The sequence below is a fragment of the Rhodococcus sp. 114MFTsu3.1 genome (assembly GCF_000383555.1).
Lineage (GTDB): Bacteria > Actinomycetota > Actinomycetes > Mycobacteriales > Mycobacteriaceae > Rhodococcoides > Rhodococcoides fascians_E.
Map to the genome: position 1 here is coordinate 161,910 of NZ_KB911546.1, position 25,924 is coordinate 187,833.

At 65.9% G+C, this 25,924-nt stretch carries 27 protein-coding genes; 12 read left to right on the forward strand and 15 right to left on the reverse strand.

Annotated elements, in window-relative coordinates:
* Window positions 1-26 precede the first annotated feature (26 nt).
* On the reverse strand, window positions 27-980 hold the full coding sequence (locus tag H292_RS0106595) for an ABC transporter substrate-binding protein (protein ID WP_230621058.1): 954 nt from the start codon (window positions 978-980) through the stop codon (window positions 27-29).
* A 146-nt stretch (window positions 981-1,126) separates the two neighbouring features.
* Here H292_RS0106595 and H292_RS0106600 point away from each other — a divergent pair, with 146 nt between their 5' ends.
* Both H292_RS0106600 and bluB read left to right on the forward strand, forming a co-directional pair.
* On the forward strand, window positions 1,127-3,394 hold the full coding sequence (locus H292_RS0106600) for a putative bifunctional diguanylate cyclase/phosphodiesterase (protein WP_020110897.1): 2,268 nt from the start codon (window positions 1,127-1,129) through the stop codon (window positions 3,392-3,394).
* Complete coding sequence (gene bluB / locus H292_RS0106605) at window positions 3,391-4,044, forward strand: 5,6-dimethylbenzimidazole synthase (protein WP_020110898.1); 654 nt, start codon at window positions 3,391-3,393, stop codon at window positions 4,042-4,044. The genes H292_RS0106600 and bluB overlap by 4 nt, the downstream gene beginning before the upstream one ends.
* 1 nt (window position 4,045) lies before the next feature.
* Here the strand turns inward: bluB and H292_RS0106610 are convergent, their stop codons facing one another.
* The 7 genes from H292_RS0106610 to H292_RS0106640 form a co-directional block, all read right to left on the reverse strand.
* Window positions 4,046-4,612 (reverse strand): DUF427 domain-containing protein, encoded by a 567-nt coding sequence (locus H292_RS0106610; RefSeq protein ID WP_020110899.1) that lies wholly within the window; start codon window positions 4,610-4,612, stop codon window positions 4,046-4,048.
* Window positions 4,602-5,315: a DUF2637 domain-containing protein gene (locus H292_RS0106615; RefSeq protein WP_020110900.1), complete on the reverse strand. Its 714-nt coding sequence runs from the start codon at window positions 5,313-5,315 to the stop codon at window positions 4,602-4,604. Before H292_RS0106615 ends, H292_RS0106610 begins: the two co-directional genes overlap by 11 nt.
* Window positions 5,316-5,359: 44 nt before the next feature.
* The gene (locus H292_RS0106620) at window positions 5,360-5,683 is read right to left on the reverse strand and encodes a hypothetical protein (RefSeq protein ID WP_020110901.1); all 324 of its coding nucleotides are present in this window, start codon (window positions 5,681-5,683) and stop codon (window positions 5,360-5,362) included.
* Between the two features lie 143 nt (window positions 5,684-5,826).
* Window positions 5,827-6,129 carry a WhiB family transcriptional regulator gene (locus H292_RS0106625; protein ID WP_033190153.1) on the reverse strand — a complete coding sequence of 101 codons (303 nt, stop codon included), beginning with the start codon at window positions 6,127-6,129 and terminating at the stop codon, window positions 5,827-5,829.
* A gap of 240 nt (window positions 6,130-6,369) precedes the next feature.
* Window positions 6,370-6,894 (reverse strand): gluconokinase, encoded by a 525-nt coding sequence (locus H292_RS0106630; RefSeq protein ID WP_020110902.1) that lies wholly within the window; start codon window positions 6,892-6,894, stop codon window positions 6,370-6,372.
* A gap of 1 nt (window position 6,895) precedes the next feature.
* Window positions 6,896-8,272, reverse strand: coding sequence for a GntP family permease (locus H292_RS0106635; RefSeq protein WP_019663100.1), 1,377 nt, complete (start codon window positions 8,270-8,272; stop codon window positions 6,896-6,898).
* Window positions 8,273-8,386: 114 nt separating this feature from the next.
* Complete coding sequence (locus H292_RS0106640; RefSeq protein WP_020110903.1) at window positions 8,387-9,259, reverse strand: alpha/beta hydrolase; 873 nt, start codon at window positions 9,257-9,259, stop codon at window positions 8,387-8,389.
* Between the two features lie 67 nt (window positions 9,260-9,326).
* On the opposite strand from H292_RS0106640, the gene H292_RS0106645 reads away from it, so the two are divergent.
* From H292_RS0106645 to otsB, 3 genes are read left to right on the forward strand one after another with little or no spacing between them, the layout of a single operon-like run.
* A complete protein-coding gene (locus H292_RS0106645; protein WP_019663098.1) occupies window positions 9,327-10,034 on the forward strand; it encodes a FadR/GntR family transcriptional regulator in 708 nt (235 codons plus the stop codon).
* Between the two features lie 4 nt (window positions 10,035-10,038).
* Window positions 10,039-10,686, forward strand: a complete 648-nt coding sequence (gene kstR, locus H292_RS0106650; protein WP_026347427.1) for a cholesterol catabolism transcriptional regulator KstR — start codon at window positions 10,039-10,041, stop codon at window positions 10,684-10,686.
* 51 nt (window positions 10,687-10,737) lie between these two features.
* The gene (otsB, locus tag H292_RS0106655; protein WP_019663096.1) at window positions 10,738-13,284 is read left to right on the forward strand and encodes a trehalose-phosphatase; all 2,547 of its coding nucleotides are present in this window, start codon (window positions 10,738-10,740) and stop codon (window positions 13,282-13,284) included.
* Window positions 13,285-13,297: 13 nt separating this feature from the next.
* On the opposite strand, the gene H292_RS0106660 is transcribed toward otsB, so the two are convergent.
* Complete coding sequence (locus H292_RS0106660; protein ID WP_026347426.1) at window positions 13,298-14,389, reverse strand: LacI family DNA-binding transcriptional regulator; 1,092 nt, start codon at window positions 14,387-14,389, stop codon at window positions 13,298-13,300.
* A gap of 141 nt (window positions 14,390-14,530) precedes the next feature.
* Between H292_RS0106660 and H292_RS0106665 the strand changes: the two genes are divergently transcribed.
* The 6 genes from H292_RS0106665 (at window position 14,531) to H292_RS0106690 (ending at window position 19,621) form a co-directional block, all read left to right on the forward strand.
* Window positions 14,531-15,538, forward strand: a complete 1,008-nt coding sequence (locus H292_RS0106665; RefSeq protein ID WP_019663094.1) for a metal ABC transporter solute-binding protein, Zn/Mn family — start codon at window positions 14,531-14,533, stop codon at window positions 15,536-15,538.
* Between the two features lie 38 nt (window positions 15,539-15,576).
* The gene (locus tag H292_RS0106670) at window positions 15,577-16,398 is read left to right on the forward strand and encodes a metal ABC transporter ATP-binding protein (protein ID WP_019663093.1); all 822 of its coding nucleotides are present in this window, start codon (window positions 15,577-15,579) and stop codon (window positions 16,396-16,398) included.
* The gene (locus H292_RS0106675; RefSeq protein WP_020110905.1) at window positions 16,395-17,270 is read left to right on the forward strand and encodes a metal ABC transporter permease; all 876 of its coding nucleotides are present in this window, start codon (window positions 16,395-16,397) and stop codon (window positions 17,268-17,270) included. Before H292_RS0106670 ends, H292_RS0106675 begins: the two co-directional genes overlap by 4 nt.
* Before the next feature lie 148 nt (window positions 17,271-17,418).
* Entirely contained in the window at window positions 17,419-18,177 is a 759-nt protein-coding gene (locus H292_RS0106680; protein WP_019663091.1) for a LamB/YcsF family protein, read from the forward strand.
* Window positions 18,177-18,779: a 5-oxoprolinase subunit B family protein gene (locus H292_RS0106685; RefSeq protein ID WP_019663090.1), complete on the forward strand. Its 603-nt coding sequence runs from the start codon at window positions 18,177-18,179 to the stop codon at window positions 18,777-18,779. Before H292_RS0106680 ends, H292_RS0106685 begins: the two co-directional genes overlap by 1 nt.
* Window positions 18,776-19,621, forward strand: coding sequence for a biotin-dependent carboxyltransferase family protein (locus tag H292_RS0106690; protein WP_019663089.1), 846 nt, complete (start codon window positions 18,776-18,778; stop codon window positions 19,619-19,621). The genes H292_RS0106685 and H292_RS0106690 overlap by 4 nt, the downstream gene beginning before the upstream one ends.
* A 17-nt stretch (window positions 19,622-19,638) precedes the next feature.
* Here H292_RS0106690 and H292_RS0106695 read toward each other — a convergent pair whose 3' ends face one another.
* From H292_RS0106695 to carD, 6 genes are read right to left on the reverse strand one after another with little or no spacing between them, the layout of a single operon-like run.
* Complete coding sequence (locus tag H292_RS0106695) at window positions 19,639-20,640, reverse strand: iron-siderophore ABC transporter substrate-binding protein (protein WP_026347425.1); 1,002 nt, start codon at window positions 20,638-20,640, stop codon at window positions 19,639-19,641.
* A gap of 56 nt (window positions 20,641-20,696) precedes the next feature.
* Window positions 20,697-21,686, reverse strand: coding sequence for a 23S rRNA (guanosine(2251)-2'-O)-methyltransferase RlmB (gene rlmB / locus H292_RS0106700; RefSeq protein ID WP_019663087.1), 990 nt, complete (start codon window positions 21,684-21,686; stop codon window positions 20,697-20,699).
* Window positions 21,686-23,101: a cysteine--tRNA ligase gene (gene cysS, locus H292_RS0106705; protein ID WP_027498655.1), complete on the reverse strand. Its 1,416-nt coding sequence runs from the start codon at window positions 23,099-23,101 to the stop codon at window positions 21,686-21,688. The genes rlmB and cysS overlap by 1 nt, the downstream gene beginning before the upstream one ends.
* Window positions 23,102-23,124: 23 nt before the next feature.
* Complete coding sequence (gene ispF / locus H292_RS0106710) at window positions 23,125-23,589, reverse strand: 2-C-methyl-D-erythritol 2,4-cyclodiphosphate synthase (protein ID WP_019663085.1); 465 nt, start codon at window positions 23,587-23,589, stop codon at window positions 23,125-23,127.
* Window positions 23,586-24,266 carry a 2-C-methyl-D-erythritol 4-phosphate cytidylyltransferase gene (gene ispD, locus H292_RS0106715; RefSeq protein WP_019663084.1) on the reverse strand — a complete coding sequence of 227 codons (681 nt, stop codon included), beginning with the start codon at window positions 24,264-24,266 and terminating at the stop codon, window positions 23,586-23,588. Before ispD ends, ispF begins: the two co-directional genes overlap by 4 nt.
* Window positions 24,267-24,283: 17 nt before the next feature.
* Complete coding sequence (gene carD, locus H292_RS0106720; protein ID WP_019663083.1) at window positions 24,284-24,772, reverse strand: RNA polymerase-binding transcription factor CarD; 489 nt, start codon at window positions 24,770-24,772, stop codon at window positions 24,284-24,286.
* 447 nt (window positions 24,773-25,219) lie between these two features.
* On the opposite strand from carD, the gene H292_RS0106725 reads away from it, so the two are divergent.
* The gene (locus H292_RS0106725; protein ID WP_371828088.1) at window positions 25,220-25,882 is read left to right on the forward strand and encodes a hypothetical protein; all 663 of its coding nucleotides are present in this window, start codon (window positions 25,220-25,222) and stop codon (window positions 25,880-25,882) included.
* Window positions 25,883-25,924: the final 42 nt, after the last annotated feature.

Genomic DNA, 25,924 nt, shown 5'->3' on the forward strand with positions numbered 1-25,924 from the left:
ACGCCATGGATTGTGCGTCCGCAGGTTCAGGTGAGCTTGTTCGCGCGCTCGATGGACCCCGCCAGCTGCCGGAGCCAGTCGGCGTACTCGGCGTAGGTGTTGGGGCGCTTGTCGTCCCAGTCGAGGACCTGGCCGGCCGCTACTGCGGGCAGAGACCGGTAGATCACCGAGTCGGCGAGGATCGGTTTGCTCGCCGGGTATTCGAGGACGATGTCGGCCGGGTACTGCGGCACGTTCTCCCAGCTCACCGTCGACCACGGGCCGTCGGCTTCCGGGCCGGCGAGGGTCAGACCGAGCTCGCGCAGCAGTTTCAGTACGACGAGGTTCTCGGTGCCGATGTAGATACCGTCGGTGTCGACGTTCAGGGGCATGACCGTCAGCCCCGGCTCGGCCGACACTGCGTCCTTCACCCGCTGCTTCGCTGCCTCGAAGTCCTCACGGTCCGCCGCGATCTCGGGGCTGTCGACGTCGGCGCCGAGAGCCTCGGCGATGGATCGGTACTGGTCGAGCGACTCGTCGATCGACAGACTGACGTCGACTCCGAGAAACGGTGCCACAGCGGCGATCTGCTCGGCCTGTGCGGCGTCCCACCACGTCCAGGACTGCGGCGCAGTCTTCTTCGCGTACCCGATGATCACGTCGGGATCCAGCGCTGCAGCTGCTTCGGTGTCGAACACCGAGTCGGTGCCGATGACGGTCATCCGATCGGCTTCGGCAGTGCCGAGCGCGGATCCGTCGGCCAGTCCGAATCCGAACACACCGTCCGGGCGGATGCCGTAGTCCCATAGCGCGGCAGCACTGTACGCGTCGACGACGATCGTGTCCGGCGGTGAATCCGCCGTCACGGTGTTGCCGAATGCGGTTGTGTAGTTCCAGGATTCGGTGGATTTCGGTTCGTCCCCGGAAGTGGTCGAACAACCGGCGGCGAGGGCGAGTACTGCCACAGCGGAGGTGGCGCGAACGATAGCTTTGTTGAACACGCAAGCAAAGCTAACCCAGCTAAGCCTTACCTAGCAAAACGGCCCGCTCGCGCCTGCCGGTCTTGCCAACCGACGAGCGCCCGGTCGCCTAGAGTGAATCACGTCGGCCGAGCGCAGGTACAGGACGCAGGGAAGGACGCACCCTGGTGAAATGGTGGCTGTTCCCCGCGTTCGGCATCGTCGCCTGCGCCGTGTACCTGTACATGCCGGCGGGCACTCCCTCGAACACGCTCTTCGTGGCCGTCTCCGTCGCGTCCGTCGCCGCAGTCGTCGTCGGCGTTGCAGTGAACCGGCCCGCATCGATGTCCGGGTGGATTCTGATCGCGATCGGGAGCGGACTCTGGGCCCTGGGTGACGCGACGGCGTTCGTTCTGGCGACGGCGGACTCGCCCCCCGCCATCACCGTCGTCGACATCATCTATCTCGCCGGATACCCCGTTCTCGCATCGGGGCTCTACCTTCTGGTCCACCGGGGCTGGCGTCGAGGCCAACTCGGTCACGTGGCCAACAGTGCCATCGTGATGATCGCGTTCGGTCTGTTGCTGTGGGTGTTCGTCGTACGTCCCGATTCGGTCGACGTGTCCACCGCCGAAGGAGTGCTGGCCGTCGCCTATCCGGCGATGGATGTGTACCTGCTCGGTCTGCTCGTTCACTTCGTCGGCGCACCGCAGTGGCGGAGCGCCTCCTATCGTCTGCTCACCGTCGCCGTACTCGTCGTGCTGGCAGCCGATCTCGCCGCCGAAGCGACCTCCACTTCGTTCGTCGGAATAGGTACGGGCGTGACCGACGCCGGGTATCTCGCCTTCTACCTCCTGGTCGGAACGGCCGCTCTGCACCCGTCGGTGTGCACTCTCGCGTCGCCGAAACCGCGACGAGGCCCGGCGGACACAGCGGCTGCCTCGTTCAGCTTCCCCACCGTCGTGGTCGTCACTGCCGCTACTCTCACCGCGCCCGCAGCCATGGCCATCCTCTTGATCCGCGGCGAACCGGTGGCGGAATGGGGCTGGGGCGTCGTGGCATGCGCCACCGTTCTCGTCGTCCTCGTGTTCATCCGCGTGTCCGAGCTGCTCCTGCTTCTGGCACGACAGACGCGTGCACTGCGCAGCGTCGCCGAGACGGACCAACTCACCGGCTTGTCCAATCGCATCGGCGTCGAGAAATGGATGTCCCACGACAGTCGCCGCGACACACCACTGGCGTTCCTGATCATCGACGTCGACCGGTTCCACGAGATCAACGACACCTTCGGCCACGGTATCGGTGACGACGTGCTGCGCGCGGTTGCGATTCGGCTCGGCGCTTCGATCGGTCGAGTCGGCGTGATCGGTCGAGTCGGGGCCGACGAGTTCGCCGTGGTCCTGCACGCCGAACGATCGGACGCCGTCAGTGTCGCCGGGCGCCTGCATGCGTCACTGAATCAGCCCGTTACCGTCGGCCCGGCCACGCTGCTCGTGGAAGTCAGCATCGGCATTGCCCTGTCGGCGAACAGGACTCGATCCGACGTCTCGGCCACCACCGAAGGATTGGCCAAACAGGCCTATCGCGCAACACAATACGCAAAAACAGTGCAGCCACGTATTGCCGTGTACGACAGTTCGATGGACCGCGACAACAGCGCCCAGCTGTCACTGCTCAGCGAGCTGGGAAACGCCATCGAGCAACGACATCTCGCTATTTACTATCAAGTGCAGGTCGACCTGACGACGATGAGGGCGATCGGTGTCGAAGCCCTCCTGCGATGGAACCATCCGGAACGCGGTCTCGTCGAACCCGCGGCATTCCTTCCCGTGGCGGAGCGCACCGGCCTGATCAGACCGCTACTCGACTACGTGCTCACCGAGGTCGCCACCCAACGGCACGCATGGAGCGAAGACGGCATCGACCTGACCGTGTCGGTCAACATCTCGACCCGAAACCTGTTGGACACCACACTCGTCGAGCAGGTTGCGCGAGTACTGGACACCTCGCACCTCGACCCGTCGACACTCGCGATCGAGATCACCGAGACGTCGTCGATGACGGACCCGCCAGGGGCGATCGAAACCCTGAACCAGCTGCGTGATCTCGGCGTCACGCTCGTCATCGACGATTACGGCACCGGGTACAGCTCGCTCGCGTACCTGCAGACCCTGCCCGTGCAGCAACTGAAAATCGACAAGGTCTTCGTCGCCGACATGACATCGGTCGTCGCACACCAGGTCATCGTTCGTTCCACGATCGACCTCGCCCGGACACTCGGGCTCACCGTCGTAGCCGAGGGGGTCGAGGACGAGCAGACGCTCCTGGCGTTGAAGGAACTTCGCTGCGACCACGCTCAGGGCTTCCATCTGGGCCGTCCCGTGCCGGCCGCCGACATACCCGCGGTGGTCGCTGCACTCGAACAGAGAATCGGTGGAGAGGTGCAAACATCATGACTTTCGGCAACGGCGCCGGGGAACACATGTCCGTTCACACGGCCATCCGGTCGAGGCGTGACGTCCGCGCCGAGTTCGACGGAACGTGCATCGACGACGCCATGCTGCACCGAATTCTCGATGCCGCCCACCATGCGCCCAGCGTGGGCAACACTCAGCCGTGGGACTTCGTGATCGTGCAGTCACCGGACACCCTTGCCGCGTTCGAGAGGCACGTTGCCGCCGAACGAGTGGCGTTCGCCGAATCGCTGCCTGCGGACAGGCGCGCGACGTTCAACCCGATCCGCATCGAGGGAATCGAATCGAGCCGCACAGGGGTCGTCGTCACCTACGACCCGGAGCGCGGCGGCACACACATCCTCGGGCGCGCAACCGTCGACGACACCGGATTGTTCTCCGCGGTACTCGCCATCCAGAACCTCTGGCTCGCAGCGGTGTCGGAAAGAATTGGAGTCGGCTGGGTCTCGTTCTACCAGGAGCAGTTCCTCACCGAACTACTCGACATACCGTCCCCGGTGCGGCCCATAGCGTGGCTGTGCGTGGGACCGGTCACCGAATTCCAGGAGGTCCCCGACCTCGAGCGCTTCGGCTGGCGCCATCGCCGTCCCCTGTCCGACGCCGTTCACCACGAGCGGTTCCGGCGGCAGTAGTTCACCAGCCCCAGCTGTCCGGAATCCCCTTGAACGGGCCGACGACATCGCTGGTGATCCAGCCTTCGTAGAACCCACCTTCCTGCGGGGTGGCGCGTTCACCGTCGACCTCGCACTCCAAGCGACTGGGCGAGAACGCGAGATGCCCTGTGATGGGCAGAAATTGCTCGGTCGGAGTCTCGTAGCTCCACGCCGCGCCTTCGCTGACCGCGTCACCACAGACGACATCCCAGTACGTCGCCGCGCCCTTCCATTCGCAGTGGGTGGACAGTGCCGCCGACGGCCTCAGGGCATCTGCGGCGACGTCGTCGCGCGGGATGTACCACGTCGGGGGATGGCTCGTTTCGAGGACTCGCCACGCCTCCCTGGTCTCGGCGACGAGGATTCCCCCGAACCTGACGGTGATCAATCGGTTCGAATGCTCCAGACGCGGAGGGCGAGGGTAGTCCCACACCGACTCCTGCCCGGGGCCTGGCTGTAGCGGCGTCACGTCGGTCATCCTCTCGATGGTGCCACGGACTGCGCCGGTCCATCGGTGCTCACTGCCTCGTGCCTGCTCAGGGCGCATCGACCGGGTAGAGATCCTCGACGCGGTCGTCGTCGAGAACCCATCGGTCCACGTCGACGAGCGGATCGACGTCTGTGGTCTCCGGCTGTACTCGTTGCGCGGGCCGAACGGACGGCTTGTCCGGAACGGTCTCGACGATAGGTCCGGTCGGCCGGGTGATCTCGCGAGGGTCTTCGATGCCGGCACCGGTTTCGACGGCCTCGGGCGCGGGGGCGTCGGGCGTGGGGGCGTCGGGTGTGGGGGCGTCGGGTGTGGGGGCGTCGGGAATCTGGTCGACCGTCACCACGGTGCCCGACGGCACCCTGACCAGAATGCCCAGGCCGTGGGTGGCGGCGAGCAAGCTGACCGGCGCAACGGTGGCGATGGTCGCCGACAGCGCCGGATGCAATGTGCCTGCACCGGAAATGAAGGCGTGCATGGCGTTTGCCCCGATGCTGACGAGAGCGGCCGTGACCAACACCGCCCAGAAGAAGCGTCGACCACTGCGTTGATCCTCGAACTGGGCGAGAGCGATCACCGAAATGGTGGCCTGCAGAATCGTGCCGTCCACGATGACGGGCCACAGCCAGGACAGGCTCCGTGGAACACCCGCCATGGTCGCCAGGTCCCACAGCGCAGCGAAACTGAGAACGAACGACGCAATACCGATGACGGTGGTGATGACGACCGCACTAGCCAGCGTCGCCCGCAGGACCTTGTTCATGACTCGACATCCTGCACCTGCCCACCGACAGAAAGCCTCGCCCCTCAAGCTCCGACGGCCGCTGCGTATCCGACGACGCCCGCCATACAGGTGAGCATGCACACGACGAGGGTGCCGACGGCGAACGGCCACGCAGTGCGTCCGCGAGCCAGGCGAACGAGAGTCGTCACCAGGCCCGCGACGCCGACGAGCCCCGCCGCCCCCAGTGTTGCTCCGACGGCGGTGACCGCCCCGTCGGCACTGCACGTCTCCGGAGGGCAGTGATCGAGAAACGCCAGCGAGAACACCCCGCCCAGCAATGCCACCCCGCCGAGCATCACCGTGAACACGAGAGCAGTCACCGAGACGGCGACGTCCCATCCCTTCACCCGAGGCGGCAACGGAGTTCGATCCACGTCGGTGAGACTAGGCCACCAGGAGTGGAGCCTGCAGGAACGACCCGTCAGACCAGGAGTGGAGCCTGCAGGAACGACCAGATCAGACCAGGAGTGGAGCCTGCAGGAACGACCCGCTAGGCGAAGCGAGCTTCGGCGCGGTAGTAGTCGGCGCGATCGTGCGCGGACATTCCGCCCCACACTCCGTACGGTTCGTTCACCGACAGCGCGTGCGTGCGGCATCGGAGGAGCACCGGACACGTCGAGCAGATGTCCTTCGCCTTGCGCTCGCGTTGCGCGCGAGCGCGTCCACGCTCCCCCTCCGGGTGGTAGAACACCGACGAGTCGTACCCACGACACCGACCGTGCAACTGCCACTCCCACACATCTGCGGTCGGTACCGGCAACTCCACCGGCCTGGACGGCGCACCTCTCACCATCGGTGTCTCCTCTTCGGACGCTCGTGCGACAAGGCTCGTGACCTGTCCGCGCGGATGATGTAGTCGTGAACTAGTTCACTTTCTCGCATTCACCATATTTTTGGCAAGAAAGTCGTTCATTCGTATGCTTAAAAACCAGCACCGCTGCTTCATACCTCGCCCTCCGCCGAACCGAACGTGACGTTCGGTCACTTGAAGTGAGCGAATGTGCCGTTCGGTCACTTGGAGTGACCGAACGGTTCATTCGGTCCGAAGGTAGGTCTCGAGTTCGGCGATGATGGAGGCGGCGATGTCGGCGGGTGGTGGGCCGACGTCGATGACGATGGCCGGTTCGTCGGGGTCGATGGGTTCGAGGGTGGACATCTGGGTGTCGAGGAGGCCGCTGGGCATGAAGTGGTTCATGCGGGCGTTGAGTCTGCCGCTGATGCGTTCGCGGGAGCCTGCGAGGTGGACGAAGACGACGTTGCCCTCCGAACCTTTCCGCAGGACGTCACGGTAGCTGCGTTTGAGTGCCGAGCACGTGACGATTCCTGGCTCACCTGCTTCTGTGTGCGCTCGGATCCAGTCCGCGATGGTCTCGAGCCACGGCCATCGGTCTTCGTCGGTGAGTGGGTGGCCCGAGGCCATTTTAGCGACGTTGGCGTCGGGGTGCAGGTCGTCGCCCTCCTGCAGGTCCCATTTGAGTGCTCCGGCGAGAATGCCTGCGACGGTGGACTTTCCGGATCCGGATACGCCCATGATCACCAGTACCGGGTGCGTTGTCATGTCAGATCACCACACTCAACGCCAGGACACCGGCCAGGCCTGTCACCGAGATCACGCACTCCATCACGCTCCATGTCTTCAGATTCTGCACGACGGAGGTACCCAGATATTCCTTGACCAACCAGAATCCGGCGTCGTTGACGTGCGACAGGAAGAGTGAGCCTGCGCCGATGGCCAGGACCATCAGGGAGACGTGGGTCGAGGACAGTTCTGCTGCAACAGGAGCCAGGATTCCCGACGCGGTCACCGTGGCCACGGTTGCCGAACCGGTCGCGACGCGAATCAGTACCGCGACCAACCAGGCGAGGAAGAGAACGGGGAGGCTGCTGGATTTGATGGCGTCGGCGATGACGTCGGCGATTCCGGTGTCGATGAGTACTTGCTTGAAACCGCCTCCGGCGCCGACGATCAGGAGGATTCCGGCGATCGGGGGCAGTGAGCTCTCGAGGGATTTCGCGATCGCGGGCCGGTCCATTCCACCTCCGCGGCCGAGGAGGAAGATTCCGGCGAGGACGGCGATTCCCAGCGCGACCACGGGTGTGCCGAGGAAGTCGAGCAGACCCTTCAGTGGTGAACTCGATTCTGCGGCAATGACATCGGCCGCTGCCTTGCCGAGCATGAGGACCACGGGCAGCAGGATCGCAGCAAGGGTCGCCGCGAATGTCGGGCGTCGGCGCGATTCCTCGTTCTCGGATGTTTCGAACAGGGCGGGAACCGGCACGTCGACCCACTTGGACGCGAGCTTGCCGAACAGCGGTCCGGCGACGACGACCGTCGGGATCGCGACGATCACTCCGAGACCGAGCGTGAGTCCGAGGTTGGCGTCCAGCGCGGAGACGGCGACGAGCGGGCCCGGGTGCGGCGGCACGAGACCGTGCATCGCGGACAGTCCTGCCAGCGTCGGGATGGCGATTCGAATCAGAGGCTGACCGGACCGCCGGGCCACCAGGATGATCACCGGCATCAGCAGGACGAGGCCGATCTCGAAGAACATCGGAAGCCCGATCACGGCGCCGACGAGCGCCATCGTCCACGGAAGGAGCGCGGGCGAGGATTTCCCGACGAGTGTGTCGACCACGCGGTCCGCTCCGCCGGAATCGGCGAGCAGTTTTCCGAACATCGCGCCGAAGCCGATGAGGATGCCGACGCTGCCCATCGTCGATCCGAAGCCCTCGACGAACGCTGCGACCGAATCGGCTGCACCGAGTTCGGCGGCGATTCCGACTCCGACGGCTCCGATGGTCAGGGAGACGAACGGGTGGAGTTTGAGCCAGGTGATGAGACCGATGATGACCGCGACGCCGACGATCGCGGACAGGATGAGTCGAGCGTCCGACGCGGTGGCGCCGTCGGCGGCCTGAGCAAGTGTCGTGAGCATGGGCATTTACCTTTTCGGTGAGGTGGTCGGCACCTCCCCCGGGAGGTGACTCGGCTCACTATGCCCAAAAGTACGACGAATGACAAGACCTCGGCCGATTTGTACTACAAATAGCTAGACGGGCACCACTCGCTGCAGGAACGCGATCTGATCCGCGACGACGCGCTCGAAGGCGTCGCCGACGTAGATGGCGAAGTGCCCGTCGGGATAGCTCATGACCTCGCCGCGCGGCGCGCGTGCAGCGTGCCGGAGAGTTGCTTTCGCCGGGGCGACGGTGTCCGTCTCGCACACCGTGAACAGGATCGGACACGTGACGTTCGACGCATGACGCCCCGGTCGTCGCAGTGGGATGTCCAGCCCGACCCTGGCGAGAACCTCGTTGCGGAACGGCGCCCCGCTGGGAAGGAGCGCCAGGTAACCGTCGAGCGCATCCTCGGACGACATCAGCGCCGTCGCGCCCGGCTTGCCGGCGAGCGGGATCGTTCGGGGTGCTCGGCCGAGCGCAGAACCGAGCTTGTCGCGCAGAGCGCGAGCAGTAACACGCACCGCGACCAGTGGATTCGTCGCAAGCGCCGATGCAATGCCGTCGGTGAAGGGGCACTGGGAGATCACCGCATCGACGTGACCGTCCCGCGCCGCCGCGACGATCACGTGCCCGCCGCCGAACGACGTGCCCCAGAGCACGATCTTCTCGGCCCGGGTGCGGGCGAACGCGATGGCGGCTGCCCAGTCTTCCAACTGTTCGTCGATGTCGAGCAGCTGACGCGGCTCGCCGTCGCTGCCGCCGAAGTGCCGGTAGTCGAACACCAGGCACGAATATCCCTGGGCCGCGAACTTCTCCGCGAAGGCGTCGAGTCTCATCTCCTTGACGCCGCCGAGGCCGTGCCCCATGACCACCACCGGTGCACCGGCAGCCCCCTGGTAGAACCAGGCGGCGCACTCGATACCCCCGGACGGAAAACGCACGTCGACTCTGTCTGCAGTCATTGGACATCCCTCCCGCCCGTCACAGTAGCGGGAAGAGAACCCGGCGCACACGTGGCACGATCGAGAAGTGGTAGCCGAATCCTTGCAGTTGCACGTCACCGTCCTGGAGAAACTGGGACGCGACATCGTCGACGGAACGATCGTCCCGGGTACCCGGATTTCCGCCGACGACGTGGCTGCCCGCTTCGAGGTCTCGCGGACCGTGGTGCGCGAGGTCGTCCGCGTGCTGGAGTCGCTCGGGCTCCTGACCGTCAGACGCAAGGTAGGCATCACCGTGCAGGAGTCGACGGCGTGGAACGCACTCGATCCGCTGGTGATCCGGTGGCAACTGGCGGGCCCCGATCGCGCGAAGCAGCTGATCGTTCTCAGTGAACTTCGTTCCGGCATAGAGCCTTTGGCTGCTCGCCTGGCCGCTGATCGTGCGACCCCGCAGCAGTGCGGCCAGTTGACCGCGGCGGTGATCGGCATGTCGGCCACCTCTCGCGCCGCGAATTCCGACGCCTATCTCGCTCACGACTCCGATTTTCACCGCACGTTGCTCGCGGCGTCGGGCAATCCGATGTTGCGCTCGATGTCGGAGATCGTCGTCGAGGTACTCGCCGGTCGGACACGGCACGCGTTGATGCCGCACCAGGCCGATCCGGAAGCGATTCGTCTCCACGGCGTCGTCGCGTCGTCGATCCAGGCCGGGGACGCGGCCGCCGCGGAGCAGGCCATGCTCGAGATCGTCACCGAGTCCGCCGCCGCGATGTCCGCGACTGCACGGGGTGAGTGACACGATGCCCACTGCTCGACGCACCGGCCAGGGCCGTGACGAGTCACCGCGATCCGCGGGCGCCCTGGTGGACGAGGTCCTCGGTTCCGAGGCGCAGCGTGAACGTCGCCGACGAATCCTGGACTCGACTCTCGCGCTGGCATCGAAGGGCGGGTACGACGCGGTGCAGATGCGTGCGGTCGCCGAACGTGCCGACGTGGCTGTCGGAACGTTGTACCGCTATTTCCCGTCGAAAGTGCACCTGCTCGTGTCCGCGCTTGCCCGCGAGTTCGAGAAGATCGCCGCGAAACGCACGTTCCCGTCCGGCCGGACCCCGCGGGAACGCATGCATCTGGTCCTGAGTCAGATCACACGTGCGATGCAGCGTGATCCGTTGCTCACCGAAGCCATGACCCGAGCATTCATGTCGGCCGACGCCTCCGCGGCCGCCGAGGTCGATCATGTGGGTCGATTGATGGACCGAATGTTCGCCGAGGCGATGAGCGACGGTGAGCCGACACAGTTGCAGCTCAACATCGCTCGTGTCGTCAGCGACGTCTGGTTGTCCAATCTGGTGGCGTGGTTGACGCGACGATCGTCGGCGAACGATGTTGCGATGAGGCTGGAATTGACCGTCGACCTGCTCCTCGGAAACGCCGAAGCGTCGATGTGACGTGAGGGGACCGGTGAGCCGGTTCCGCGGCTATCGCATAGATTCATTCGAGTGACTGCTCTGGAACTGCCACTGGAACTCCGACGCGCTCTCATCGGCGTCGCCCGGACCCCTCGCCTCCTCGTCACCTCGGACTACGACGGCACGATGGCTCCCATCGTGTCCGATCCGCTGAAGGCGTTTCCCCACGCAGAGGCCGTCAGCGCCATGCGCGGGCTCGCGACGCTCGCCGGTACCACCGCGGCGGTCATCTCCGGCCGCGCACTACGTGACCTGGCAACACTGTCCCGGTTGCCCGCCGAAGTTCAGCTCGTCGGAAGCCACGGCAGTGAGTTCGACATCGGTTTCATCCACGCGATCGACGACAAGGCCAAGAAGCTGCTCGGTGACATCTCCGCCGAGATGGAGTCGATCGCCGGCCGATTCCCCGGCGTCGGAGTGGAGGTCAAGCCGGCGAGCGCTGCGCTGCACGTACGCAACGCCGAGCCCGTCGACGCGGAACGGGCGTTGAACGCCGTGCGCGAGGGCGTCGCCCGCCGTGACGGAGTGCAGGTCACCGAAGGCAAGTCGGTGATCGAACTCGCTGTCATCGTCACCGACAAGGGCGTCGCCCTGGACATCCTCCGGCACCAGGAAGGCGCGACCGCAGCGGTCTTCTTCGGCGACGACGTCACCGACGAGAAGGCCTTCGCTCGCCTCCACGGTCCGGACATCGGCGTCAAGGTCGGTGCAGGCGACAGTTCGGCCGAGTTCCGGATCGACTCCACGCAGCAGGTTGCGCTGGCCTTGGCGTTCTTGCTCGAGGAACGACGCCAGTGGCTCTCGGGAGCCGACGCGCCTCGTATCGAACGGCTGACGATGCTGGCCAGCCCCAATGCCGTCGCCCTGGTGACTCCCGACGCGGACCTCACCTGGCTGTGCCATCCGGAGCCCGATGCCGCTGCCGTCTTCGCGCACCTTCTCGGCGGCGACGAAGCGGGCCATTTCAGCGTCGGCCCGACGCGTACGGCTCTACCGCTGAGCCAGCAGTACGTCGACGGCACGATGACCGTGCAGACCAAGTGGTCGAGCCTCCAGGTCACCGACTACCTTCCGCACGACGTGCCCACCGGTCAGACGTGTGTGACACGCGTGATCACCGGAAAAGCCGCGGCGGTCGTGACGTTTGCGCCTCGCCCCGAGTTCGGCAAGGTCCGAGTGCAACTCGAACCCGAAGCCGACGGCCTCCGCATTCACGGCACGGCCGACCCGATGGTCTTGCGAAGCCCCGGAGTGCGGTGGAACGTCGTGTCCGACGGCACCCAGCAAACCGCTCATGCCGAGGTGGATCCGTCGAGCGGCCCGGTCGTTCTCGAATTGCGTTTGGGAACAGAGGATCTCGGACCGTCGGAAGTACCCGAGGTCGAGCGACGTCGGCAGGCCGAGGCGTACTGGAAGGAGTGGGTCGACGGACTGGCTCTTCCGCCGCTCAAACGAGATCTGATGAAGCGATCCGCCCTGACACTGCGCGGCCTCGTTCACGCGGAGTCGGGTTCCATCATGGCGGCCGCCACCACGTCACTGCCCGAGGAAATCGGCGGCGTCAGGAACTGGGACTACCGCTACTGCTGGCTACGCGACGCCGCCCTCACCGCCTCGGCGCTGGTCAACGTCGGTTCCACCGCCGAGGCGGAAAGCTACCTGTCTTGGATTCACGGTGTGCTGCAATCGGTTCCGGGACCGGAACGTCTGCATCCGCTGTACACCATCTGGGGTCTGGGACTCCCACCGGAAGCCGTCATCGACGAACTACCCGGGTACGCCGGCTCGCGGCCGGTGCGCGTCGGAAACGCCGCGAACCAGCAGGTTCAGCTCGACGTCTTCGGGCCGATCGTCGACCTCATCTCGTCGCTCGCGCACGCGCGTCAGGCGACAGGGCTGGAAGGGAAAGAGGCCCTGTCCGAGGACGATTGGTCGCTGGTCCGGTCCATGGTGGAGGCCGTGATGCGGCGGTGGACCGAACCCGATCACGGTATCTGGGAGATCCGCGGCAATCCTCGCCACCACGTCTACTCGAAAGTCATGGGCTGGTTGACGGTGGACCGGGCGCTGACCCTCGCCGCGAGCTTCGGCCGCACTGCCGAACCAACTTGGGAGACACTGCGTTCGACGATTCGCGCCGAGGTTCTCGAGCAGGGGTGGAACGACGAGGTCCAGTCCTACACCGCGGCGTACGACGGCACGGACCTCGACGCCGCCACGCTGCACATCGGCCTGTCCGGCCTGATCGATCCCTCGGACCCGCGGTTCGCCGCAACCGTCACCGCTACCGAAGCCGAACTGCGCAGTGGATCGACCGTCTACCGGTACCACCACGACGACGGTTTGCCCGGCGGCGAAGGCGGGTTCCACCTCTGTGCAGCCTGGCTCGTCGAGGCTTACCTGCTCGTCGGGCAGCGCGCCGAAGCGGAAGCCCTGTTCGCGCAGCTGGTCAGCGCGGCAGGACCCACCGGACTGCTCAGCGAGGAATACGATCCCGTCGCGGAGCGGTCACTGGGTAACCACCCGCAGGCCTACAGCCACCTCGGACTGCTCAGGTGCGCGGCGTTGCTCAGCTGAACACCCCCGCCGCTCACGCGGTGGGGGGAGCACCCGCAGTACGTCCCTTGACCAATTCGGTCGGCAGGAATTCGGCGGTCACGACGCCGGAGCGCGCGGTCGACGTCAGCAATGTGCCTGCGCGTCGACCCTTCTCCTCGGCGTCCTGACGAACCGTCGTCACGTTCTCTCGGATGGCGTCCTCGACGCCGTCGAATCCGGTGACGGTGAGTTCGCCGGGGACGTCGATGCCGGTGACCTTCGCGAAGTTCAGCGCTCCCAGTGCAAGGACGTCGGTGGTGCACAGCAGCGCGGTGGTGTCTCGATTCGCTTGCAGCGCTTGGGCTGCCGCCGAGTGGCCGGACCGTCGTGTGTGCTCGAAACGTTCGACGACGGTCAGAGCGTCCGGGTCGAGTCCGGCTTCCCGCATCGCGTCCTGGACTCCGGCGATACGCTCACGCTGGACGTGGAAGTGACTGTTGGCCAGCCGCACCGGGGGTACGACGCCGTCGCGTCGGTCCCGTCCGAGGCGCATGCACAGCACCGCGATGTGCTTGTGCCCGAGGGCGATGACCTGGTCGGCGATGAGTTTCATCGCGGCGCGGTCGTCGATGGCGACCAGTGCGGCTTCGGGGACGCCTCGTGGTTGGTCGCAGATGACGATGGGCAGGTGCCGTTCGCGGACGGCCAGGAGATAGGGGTCGTCGTCGGCGACGGAGTAGACGACGAAGGCGTCGACCCCTGCCTGTTGGACGACAGCCGCGGCGGCGGTGTCGTCTCGGTCCGGGCCTGCGGGAATCAGCAGCAGGCCTTGCCCGGCGGCTTCGCACGATTCCGCGAGGCCGGCGAGGAACGCCATGGCGGCCGGGTCGCGGAACGAGTAGCTCAGCGCCTCGGTAAGAACCAGACCGACAGCCCCGGCTTTCCGGGTACGCAGCGACCGTGCCACGGGATCGGGCCCGGCGTATCCGCGACGTTTGGCTGCCATCAGCACGCGTTCCCGCAGCTCAGGTGACAGTTGATCGGGGCGGTTGTAGGCGTTCGACACCGTGGTGCGTGACACCTTCAGTTCGGCGGCGATGGACGCCAATGTGGCCGGGCGACGCGGCTCCCTCGACCTGGACATACTCGGACGTTAGTCGCATACCGGGTCGCAGCGAAAATCGGGCCGTGTTTGCCCGATTCGATCGCTGACGTGCGCGAAGCTAGAATACAACGGTAACCGTTTCCAATTGCATCTGATTCTTCACTCCGAAGGAGTGCCCCCATGCGTCGCACCGCCACCACCCTCGTCGGCCTGTCCTGTGCAGCGGCCCTCGCGCTCAGCGCCTGCAGCTCCGACACGCAGTCCACCGCCTCCACCGACTCCGCCCCCGCGACCGCCGTCGACGGCCCCGTCACCATCGTGGCGTCGACCAACGTGTGGGGCAGCGTCGCCGAAGCCGTCGCAGGCGACCTCGCCACCGTCGACTCCATCATCGCGGACCCATCGGCCGATCCCCACTCCTACGAGGCGTCCCCCGGTGACGCAGCCAAGGTCGCCGAGGCCTCCCTGGTCGTCTACAACGGCGGCGGATACGACGAATTCATCGACGACATCCTGTCCTCCGAGGGCAAGAACGTCCCGAGCGTCAACGCCTTCGACCTCCTCGGAGAAGAACACGGTCACGAAGGCGAGGGCACCCACGAGGACGAGCCCGCCGCCGGAGAGGCTGCCACCGAGGACGAGCACGGCCACAGCCACGGCGAGGTCAACGAGCACGTCTGGTACAACGCCGAAGTTGCCGCTGCCACAGCAGAATCCATCGCCGAGAAGCTCGGACAGCTGGATCCGGACAACGCGGCGCAGTACACCGCGAACGCCGAGTCGTTCCACGAGCAGGTCCACGCCATCACCGACGTGACCGCGAAGATCGCGGCCGATCACCCCAATGCACCTGTCGCACAGACCGAACCGATCGCGCACTACCTGATCGAGGAGTCGAGCCTCGACGATCGCACACCGGAGGACTTCAAGGACGCCATCGAGGAGGGCAACGACCCGTCCCCCGCGTCCATCGCCGCGACACGTGACCTCTTCACCTCGAACAGCGTCGACGTTCTGATCTACAACATCCAGACCCAGGACGCAGTCACCCAGGACATCCGTTCCACGGCCGAGGCCGCGAACATTCCTGTCGTCGAGGTCACCGAGACCTTGCCGGAAGGCCAGACGTACATCCAGTGGCAGACCAAGGCTGCCGAGGATCTGCAAGCCGCACTCAGTGCATCCTGAGTGGGCCTGACCACCCAGGTGCTGGAAAGCTGTAACCCATGTCTGCTGTAGAACTGCGCGACGCCGGGCTGTCGTTCGGTGACCGCACGTTGTGGCAGAACCTCGACCTCGAGGTCGAGCCAGGAGAATTCGTGGCGATCCTCGGCCCCAACGGGTCGGGGAAAACCTCCCTGCTCAAGGTGTTGCTAGGCCAGAACCAGCTGACGTCGGGCACGGCGACCATCGGCGGCTCACCCGTCCGGCGGGGCCAGTCCGGCGTCGGATACGTCCCCCAGCAACGCAGCATCGACGACGGCCTGCCGCTCCGCGGACGCGACCTCGTCGGCCTCGGATGGGACGGGCACCGGTGGGGCCTCGGCTTCCGCGGAATGCGTGAGCGCAAGCGCATCGTCCAGGCCGCCATCGACCAGGTCGACGCGAACGCGTTCGCCGGAGCACCCGTCGGAACGATGTCCGGTGGCGAGCAGCAACGGCTCCGCATCGCGCAGGCACTCGTCGGCGATCCGTCGGTGCTGCTGTGCGACGAGCCACTGCTCAGCCTCGACCTTGCCAACCAACGCCTCGTGTCCGAACTGATCGATCGCCGACGCCGCGAGCACGACACCGCCGTCCTGTTCGTCACCCACGAGATCAACCCGATCCTCCCCCTCGTCGATCGAATCGTTTACATCGTCGACGGCAAGTTCCGCATCGGATCGCCGTCGACGGTCATGACCACCGAAGTTCTCTCCGAGCTCTACGGGACCGAGGTCGAGGTCCTCCGAGTCCGCGGACGCCTCGTCGTGGTCGGAACCGGCGACTCCATCGACGCACTCGGCACCGCAGGTGCGCACCACCCCCCGACCGAGGACGTCTCATGAACGAGAAAGTCGTCGACGCCTTCTCCAAGATGCTCGATTTCAGTTCCACCGCCAACCTGCTCGGATACGACTTCGTCCAGCAAGCGCTCATCGCCGCCGCGATCCTCGGACTCCTCGCCGGAGCACTGGGACCACTCATCGTCAGCAGGCAATGGGCGTTCGCAGTCCACGGCTCGAGCGAACTGTCCTTGACGGGCGCATCGGCGGCACTGCTGGTGGGCATCACCGTCGGGCTCGGTGCCATCGTGGGATCCGTCGTCGCCGCCGTGATGTTCGCGCTACTGGGATCCAAGGCACGCGACCGCGACTCCGTCATCGGCGTCATCATGTCCTTCGGTCTCGGATTGTCGGTCCTCTTCATCTGGCTCTACCCAGGACGAACCGGAACGAGCTTCTCGCTCCTCATCGGCCAGATCGTCGGCGTCGGGCAGAGCGGCCTGCAGTTGCTGCTGATCTGCGCCGTCGTCGTGCTGATCGTGTTGGCCGTCGTCTATCGCCCGTTGCTGTTCGCCAGCACCGACCCGGAGGTCGCCCTGGCCCGTGGCGTCCCGGTGCGCGCACTGTCGGTCGTGTTCGCGGTGCTCGTCGGTGTTGCCTGTGCTCTGGGCGTCCAGATCGTCGGAGCACTCCTGGTGCTGTCGCTGCTGATCACGCCCGCCGCCGCCGCTGCCCGCGTCACCGCGAGCCCGTTGAAGGCGACGATCCTGTCGATCGTGTTCGCCGAGACCGCAGCGGTGGGCGGAATCCTGCTGTCGCTCGCTCCCGGCGTTCCCGTCTCGACGTTCGTCACCACCATCTCGTTCGTCATCTACCTCGTCTGCCGGGCCGTCGGTTCGCGGAGGAAGTCCAACTCGGGGCGTGTGCTCGTCTGATCCGGTTTCACCGGTCCTGAGTGCACACGAATCGCCTCCTGGGGTCACATCCGGCCCTGCGGACCCGACTTGTGTGCACTGGGGTCGCCCGCGCACCTCGGAGCGAATGTGCCGTTCGGTCACCTCGGGCCGCATAGAATCGTCGACGATGCCTTCCATCGATTTGAATTCCGACCTCGGCGAAAGCTTCGGCACGTGGAAGCTCGGCGACGACGACGCCATGCTGACCCTCGTCACGAGCGCGAATGTCGCGTGCGGGTTTCACGCGGGTGATCCGACGACGATTCTGGCGACGTGCCGGGCTGCTGTCGACAATGCAGTTCGTATCGGCGCTCAGGTCGGGTATCGCGATCTCGCGGGCTTCGGCAGGCGTTTCGTCGACATGGAACCGGCCGACCTGACTGCGGACGTGCTGTATCAGATCGGCGCCCTGGACGGTCTCGCTCGTGCCGCGGGTTCCGCTGTCTCGTACGTCAAGCCGCACGGTGCGCTGTACAACGCGATCGTCGGCCATCGCGAGCAGGCCCGCGCCGTCGTCGATGCCGTCCGCACCTACGATCCCGCGCTTCCGGTTCTGGGGCTTCCCGGCTCGGTGTTCCTCGAGGAAGCGAGCCAGGCCGGCCTTCGTACGGTGAGCGAAGCGTTCGCGGACCGCGCCTACACACCGTCGGGAGAACTGGTGTCCCGGCGGGAAGCCGATGCGGTCCTGTCCGATCCCACCGAGGTGGCGAGGCGAGTTCTGCGCCTGGTGCAGGAGGGCACGATCGAAGCGATCGACGGGTCGACCGTACGGATCGACGCGGAATCGGTGTGCGTCCACGGGGACTCTCCCGGCGCCGTCGAGATGGCCGTGGCCGTACAGAACATACTGTCCGACAACGACATCGACATCACCGCGTTCGTCTGATGTTCGTCCGCGACGCCGGAGACCGGGCAGTGCTCGTCGAATACGCAGATCTCGCCGACGCCATGGCGAACTACCGGTCGTTGGCGGCATCGCGGATCGACTCGGTGGTCGACCTCGTCCCGGCCACACGGACAGTTCTGGTTCGGCACAACGGAAATCGAGACGCCGTACTCGCCTGGGTTCGCAGCACCGAACCGTCCGCGCAGGAAGTCGAGGACGACACCGACACCGTCGTCGTAGCCGTCACCTACGACGGTGAGGACCTGAGCGACGTCGCCGAGGCCACCGGCCTGACGGTCGCCGAGGTCGTCCGGGCGCACACCGAGCAGACGTGGACGGTCGCATTCGGCGGCTTCGCACCGGGATTCGGCTATCTCGTCGGTCAGGACGACCGCTTGACCGTGCCACGGAGAACAACACCGCGTACGACGGTGCCCGCCGGGTCCGTCGGGCTCGCCGGTGAATTCTCCGGAGTGTATCCACGCAGTTCACCGGGTGGTTGGCAGCTCATCGGCCGGACCGATGCCGTGCTGTGGGACGTGGAACGTGATCCACCGGCACTGCTCCGGCCGGGCGTCACAGTTCGGTTCGAACAACGATGAAATCCCTCGAGGTTCTCACCCCGGGCCCCCTGTGCACCGTCCAGGACCGCGGTCGTCCCGGGCATTCCGGGATCGGCGTCGGTTGGTCGGGCGCCGCGGACCGGGCTGCACACGACGCCGCGAATCGACTCGTCGGAAACACCGTCGACGCCGCAACCCTCGAAGCGACCTTCGGTGGCCTCCGCGTTCGGGCGCGTGGACAGGTGGTCGTCGCCGTCGTCGGTGCGGAGTGCCCGGTGACGGTCGGCGGCATCGCCGACGGCATGGAGTGCACGCTGATTCTGAACGACGGCGACGAATTGAGCCTGGGCACACCGACGTCGGGCCTTCGAACCTATCTGGCCGTGCGCGGCGGCGTCGACGTCCCGAAGGTTCTGGGCAGCCGGTCGACGGACACGATGTCCGGCCTGGGACCCCCGCCGCTCGAGGCAGGCACCATCCTCGCGGTCGGCGACGACGTATCCGATTGGCCCGCAACAGAACTGGCGCCGCAAGTCACATCATCCGGGCCGATCGGGATCGTGCCGGGTCCACGTGCGGACTGGTTCGACAATCCGTCGGCACTGTTCGAGCAGGAATGGACCGTCACCGCCGACGCCGATCGTGTCGGCGTACGCCTCGAAAGCGCCACCGCACTGGTGCGCACCGACTCCACTGAACTGCCCAGCGAGGGAATGGTGATCGGAGCTCTACAGGTGCCTCCGGACGGCAAACCCGTCGTCTTCCTGGCCGACCACCCCGTCACCGGCGGTTACCCGGTGATCGGCGTGGTGCGCGACGCCGACCTATCGCGGCTGGGGCAGCTACGGCCGGGCGACTCGGTGCGCTTCGGTCCTCGATAGATGCCTCGGCCTGCGCGTCACTTCGACGCAGCAGCCGCCAACTCTGGGACGAGCGCGTCGATCGCGAACGGCAGACTCAGGACGCTGCCCCATGTGAGGGCGCCGGAGACGATGGGGTCGTCGACGAAAACGTCCCGTCCGTCCTTGGCCACGTTCAGCACCTGATACGTGGGTGTCGCTCTGATTCGGTCGCTCGTGCCTTCGGTGCCCCCGGTGTTCCACACCAGAACGTCGAGGTCGAGCATCCCGAGTTGTTCCGTGCTGATCTCGAATGCATCGAGATCCCCTGCAAGGTCCGTGATCTGCTGCGGGATGACGAATCCGAGCGAAGTGAGCAGGCGGGACCGCTGATCGTTGGGTGACCGCACCCAGAACGAACCGGGCTCACCCGATTCGACCACCGCTACTGTCTTTCCTTCGAATTCGGGGTGGGCCTCGCGCTGCTCGCCGAGTTCGGCGTCGACGCTCTGGACGAGCTCTGCAGCTCTGTCGGCCTCGCCCAGCGTGTCGCCGACGAGACGCACGCTTTCCTGCCACGGCATACCGAAATCCGGATAGTCGGGCGAACCCGTCACCGTAGGTGCGATCTCCGAAAGCCTGGCGTACGCGTCGGTGCTCACGTCGATGTACTGCGCCATGATCAGGTCCGGTTCGAGCTTCGCTATGCCCTCGAAATCGATGTTGGCCGCACCGGTGAACTGGCCCCGGTTCAACACCTCGGGGTGGGCGTCGCCGAGGGCATCCTGCGCCCACGGCCACGTCGCGTCCGGATAGTCGCCGTACCAGTCGGTGACGCCGACCGGGACCTCACCGAACGCGAGCAGGGTGTCCTGATCGGAGTACCCGACCGTGACGATGCGCTCCGGGTCCACGGGTACCTCGGTGGTACCCAGCTTGTGGACGACGGATCTGGTGTCGCTCGCCGTATCGGGAGCGGACTCCGACGAACATGCGACCGATCCGAGCAACAGTCCGGCCGTCGCGACACCGGCGTACAGCCGTGACTTCTTCGACATCATTCGACACACCCTCTCTAAGGTGTGCCTAACCTACCAGCTGATTCGGAGCCGTGTGGTCAGAGCCTGCGCTGCCGTGCGATGTCGGCCAGCACGACTCCGGCCGCGACGGAGGCGTTCAAGGACTCCACCGGTCCGGCCATCGGAATGGACAGGATGGAATCGCACGTCTCGCGGACGAGACGGGACAGGCCCTTGCCCTCGGAGCCGACGACGATGGCGACGGGGCCACTGGCGTCGAAGTTGTCGAGCGTGGTGTCACCCTCGGCGTCGAGGCCGACAATGGTGACGCCCTTGGTCTGCCAGTCCTTGAGCGTTCGCGTCAGGTTGGTTGCGCGGGCGACGGGTAGGCGAGCGGCGGCACCGGCGCTGGTGCGCCACGCGACGGCGGACACGCTTGCACTTCGGCGCTGCGGAATGACGACGCCGTGGCCTCCGAACGCGGCAACGGACCGGACGACAGCACCGAGGTTTCGCGGGTCGGTGATGTTGTCGAGGGCAACCAGCAGTGCGGGCTCCTGCTGAGCGCGAGCGTTGCCGATGAGGTCGTCGGGGTGTGCGTAGCGGTACGGCGGCACCTGCAGGGCCAGACCCTGATGCAGACCGTTGGCGCTCAGCTTGTCCAGGTCCGACCGCGGCACCTCGAGGATGGAGATGCCGGCGTCGGCTGCACGCTGAACGCTTTCCTTCAGTCGTTCGTCGCTGTCCGTTCCGACGGCCACCCACAGTGCTGTGGCGGGGACGCCGGCGCGGAGGCATTCGACGACGGGGTTGCGACCGAGAACGACCTCGGGACCGTCGTCGTTCTTGCGACTGGCGACGCGTCCACCACCCTGGCGAGTGCCGCCGTTCCTGCCGCCGCTGTTCTGGGCGGCTTTGTCCGCCAGCTTCGCCCTGCGCGACGCCGGATGTTTGGTCCTGGCCTCGGCCGGAGGGGTCGCGCCACGCCCTTCGAGGCCCCGGCGACGGTTGCCACCGGATCCGGCGACCTGCCCCTTCTTGGTGCCTGACTTGCGTACTGCGCCGCGCCTACTGGAATTGCCTGCCATCACTGCCCTGCTTCGTCGTTACTGCTCGTGTCCCCGACGGTCCATTCCGGCCCGCTCGGGGTATCTGTCACATCTATGCCGGCCTTGGCAAGGCGGTCGCGTATCGCGTCCGCCGTCGGCCAGTCCTTGTCGATCTTCGCCTGCGCGCGACGCTGCAACTCTGCGTCGACGAGCACACCGAGCGCACCGACGACAGCGTCGTTGTCGCTTGCCTCCGACGACCAGTGTGCGTCGAGCGGGTCCACGCCGAGAATCGACAGCATGGCCCGCACTTTCGAGGCCTGCTCGACGGCGCCCAGGAGGTCGCCGCTTTCGAGGGCGCTGTTGCCTGCCTTGACCGTCGCATGGACGGCGGCCAAAGCCTTGGGTACGCCGAGGTCGTCGTTCAGTGCCGCGGCGAAGTCCTCGGTCCACGTCCCGAGTGGAACATCGCCCGCGCGTTCGACGGTCCGTTTGACGAATCCTTCGATGCCTCGGTACGTGACCGCCGCTGTCTGCAAGGCGTTGTCCGAGTACTCGAGCATCGAGCGGTAGTGCGCGCTGCCGAGGTAGTACCGAAGCTCTTGCGGCCGAATACTTTTGAGCACGTTGGGTACCGACAGCACGTTGCCGAGCGATTTGGACATCTTCTCGCCGCCCATCGTCACCCACCCGTTGTGCAGCCAGTACCGACTGAAGCCGTCACCGGCGGCTTTGCTCTGGGCACGCTCGTTCTCGTGGTGTGGGAACACCAGATCCAGACCGCCGCAATGGATGTCGAAATCGGATCCGAGGTACGCCTCGCACATCGCGGAGCATTCGAGGTGCCAACCGGGGCGACCGCGGCCCCACGGCGTCGGCCACGACGGCTCACCGGGTTTGGCGGCCTTCCACAGCGTGAAATCGCGAGGATCCCGCTTGCCTGCGCCGACGCTTTCGCCCTGGTGGACGTCGTCGAGCTTGTGGCCGGACAGCGCGCCGTAGTCGGGGAAGCTGACGACGTCGAAGTAGACGTCACCGTCGGCAGCGTAAGCGTGACCGGATGCGATCAGTCGCTCGATCAGTTCCACCATCTGCGTGATGTGCCCGGTCGCGCGCGGTTCCGCCGACGGCGGAAGCACACCCAGTTTGTCGTACGCCCACGTGAAGGACCGCTCGAACGTCGCGGCCCACTCCCACCACGGGCGCCCCGCGTCGCGTGCCTTGTTCAGAATCTTGTCGTCGATGTCGGTGACGTTGCGAATGAAAGCGACGTCGTAGTCGTGCGCCGACAGCCAGCGACGCAGGACGTCGAACGCGACGCCGCTACGAACGTGGCCGATGTGCGGTTCACCCTGAACCGTTGCCCCACACAGGTACACCGAAGCATGGCCAGGGACCAAGGGGGAGAATTCCCGCAGGGCCCTCGTCTCGGTGTCGTATAGGTGAAGGGTCACGACCAGCAATCCTACCGGTGCATTTACTCGCTCACGACAAGTGCGGTCGCGACGGCGGCGATTCCCTCGCCGCGGCCGGTCAATCCCAAACCGTCGGTGGTGGTCGCCGATACCGACACGGGCGCCCCCAGCACCGCGGACAACACTTCCTGTGCCTCCGCGCGCCGCGGGCCGATCTTGGGCCTGTTGCCGATGATCTGTACGGCAGCGTTACCGATGGAGAACCCGTTCTCCGTCAGCAATCGTCGGACCTCGGTCAGCATCGCAGCCCCGCTGACGCCGTCCCATTCCGGGCGGCCGGTGCCGAACACCGAACCCAGGTCACCGAGTCCAGCCGCGGACAGCAGTGCATCGCACAGCGCGTGCGATGCGACGTCACCGTCGGAGTGCCCGTCCAGACCGTCGGCATCGGCGAATTCGAGGCCCGCCAGCCAGCACGGTCGGCCTTTCGCGATGGGGTGGACGTCGGTACCGATCCCGACTCTCATGAGTTCTCCCGCCCGACGATGGCTTCCGCAAGAAGAAGGTCGTGCGGAGTGGTGATCTTGAAGGCAAGTGCGTCGCCGACGATGGTGTGGACGGTTTCGCCCAGACGTTCCACCAGGCCTGCGTCGTCGGTGGCGATGCTCGAAACTTCCGCGTAGGCGCGGTGCAGAAGGTCGGCGCGGAATCCCTGCGGCGTCTGTATCGCGCGCAACCCGCTGCGTTCGGGGGTGCCCAGAACCGCGCCCATGAGGTCGACGGTCTTGATGGTGTCGGCTACCGGCAGTGCGGGTACGACGGCGCCCCGGCCGGCTCGGACTTCCGCCACGACGCGCGCGATCAGCGACGCAGGGGTCAGTGCGCGGGCCGCGTCGTGGACGAGAACGATGTCCGCGCCCTCGGCTGCTTTCAGTCCGACGGCGACGGTGTCGGTTCGTTCTGCTGCACCGGCAACGACGGTGACGTCGGCGAACAGGTCACGTGTGTGCTCGACGAGTTCCTCCGGCACCATCACGACGATTCGGTCGACGGATCCCGATGCGATCAGGCCGTCGACCGAGCGTCGAAGAAGTGTGGTGCCACCGACTGTCACGAAGGCTTTGGGCAGACCCTGCTGAAGACGCAGGCCCTGCCCCGCCGCCGGAACGAGTGCGACGACGGAACCCGAGGTGGATCCTGTCACCGTGGTGTCGCTGGTGATCAGGATGCTGCGGCGAGTACTTCGTCCAGCATGGTGTCCGCCTTGGCCTGGTCGGTTCCCTCGGCCAGAGCCAATTCTCCGACGAGGATCTGACGGGCCTTGGCCAGCATGCGCTTCTCGCCTGCGGACAATCCACGGTCCTGCTCACGCCGCCAGAGGTCGCGAACTACCTCGGCAACCTTGTTGACGTCGCCCGAAGCAAGCTTCTCGAGGTTCGCCTTGTATCGACGGGACCAGTTGGTGGGCTCTTCGGTGTGCGGCGCACGAAGAACCTGGAACACCTTGTCCAGTCCTTCTTGTCCTACTACGTCGCGAACGCCGACATATTCGGCGTTGTCTGCAGGAACTCGAACGGTGAGATCGCCCTGAGCTACTTTGAGAACTAGGTACTCTTTCGGTTCACCCTTGATGGTGCGGGTTTCTATCGCTTCGATCAGCGCCGCTCCGTGATGGGGGTAAACGACGGTGTCTCCGACCTTGAAAATCATGTGTCCCGTGCCCCTTTCGATTTTCCCAGTTTACCACGCGCCCGGATCAACGGCGCAGGTCAGGGGCACGGAGCCGACGCGGCAGGGGTTGACATGGGCGCCTGGACGTGCAGTGCCGACCTCTCGAGTCGCCCCGCGGGCTCCGGTCTCGACCCCCGATTCGCATCCCTCCTCCGTGTGGCGCAGACGACACGGAGCAGCGCTTTCTCACCCCTCCGAGCATGCAATCGACACCCCGCCGACACGCCGAGAAGTCGGCAATCGGACAGCGTGTTCGCGCCCCAGCGATCCATCGCCGCGGGCTGACTACTACTCTGCCTAGTGGACCGACGAATCGGCTGAACGACGCAGCCGCCTCGCCCGCGCCATCGACACCGGCCACACCTGGAGGACGACGAAGTGACTGCGTTCATTGCTGCGACCGCGAACCCGAAGACCAGTACCAGCCTGGAGCCTGCGGTACGCCCCGGAAAGCGACTGGCAGCCGTTGTCGCCCTCGCAGCCGGCGGTGTACTCGCACTGTCCGCGTGCGGCGCAGGCCAGATCTCGCAGACGGCGACGCAGGTGTCCGCCGTCAACGGAAACTCCGCCGACATCGGTGACATCTCGCTGCGCAACGTCCACGTCGTCTACCCGCAGACCGAGGAGTACTCGATCGAGGCAGGCGGCAAGGTGGAGCTCGGATTCATCGCCGTCAACAACAGCCCCGCAAACGCAGACACTCTGACGCGCATCTCCACGACAGCGGCGTCGTCGATCACCGTCGGCGAAGAGCCGGGTGGAACCGAGATCGCACCGCTGACTGCACTCGGCGCCGGTACGCCCGTGGACAACGAGGCCACCAACCCCGACATTCCGCTCCAGTTCATCGTCGTCGAGCTCAACGGCATCGGCGAGGAAGTTCGTCCGGGCTTGACCGTTCCGATCACCTTCACCTTCGAAGACGCGGGCGACGTGGAGCTTCTCGTTCCCGTCGACGCCGGTCAGGTCCTCGAGCGCAACATCTCCGAGAAGTCCCCCGTTGAGGCGGAGCTGCACGGCGAAGCTGCGGAAGCCGAGCAGAGCGTCGTCGAGACCGAGGTCGAAGAAGGCGCGGACGGGAACAACTGATCTTCGACGCATTCGATGTCGGTGGTCACCTCTAGTCTTCTC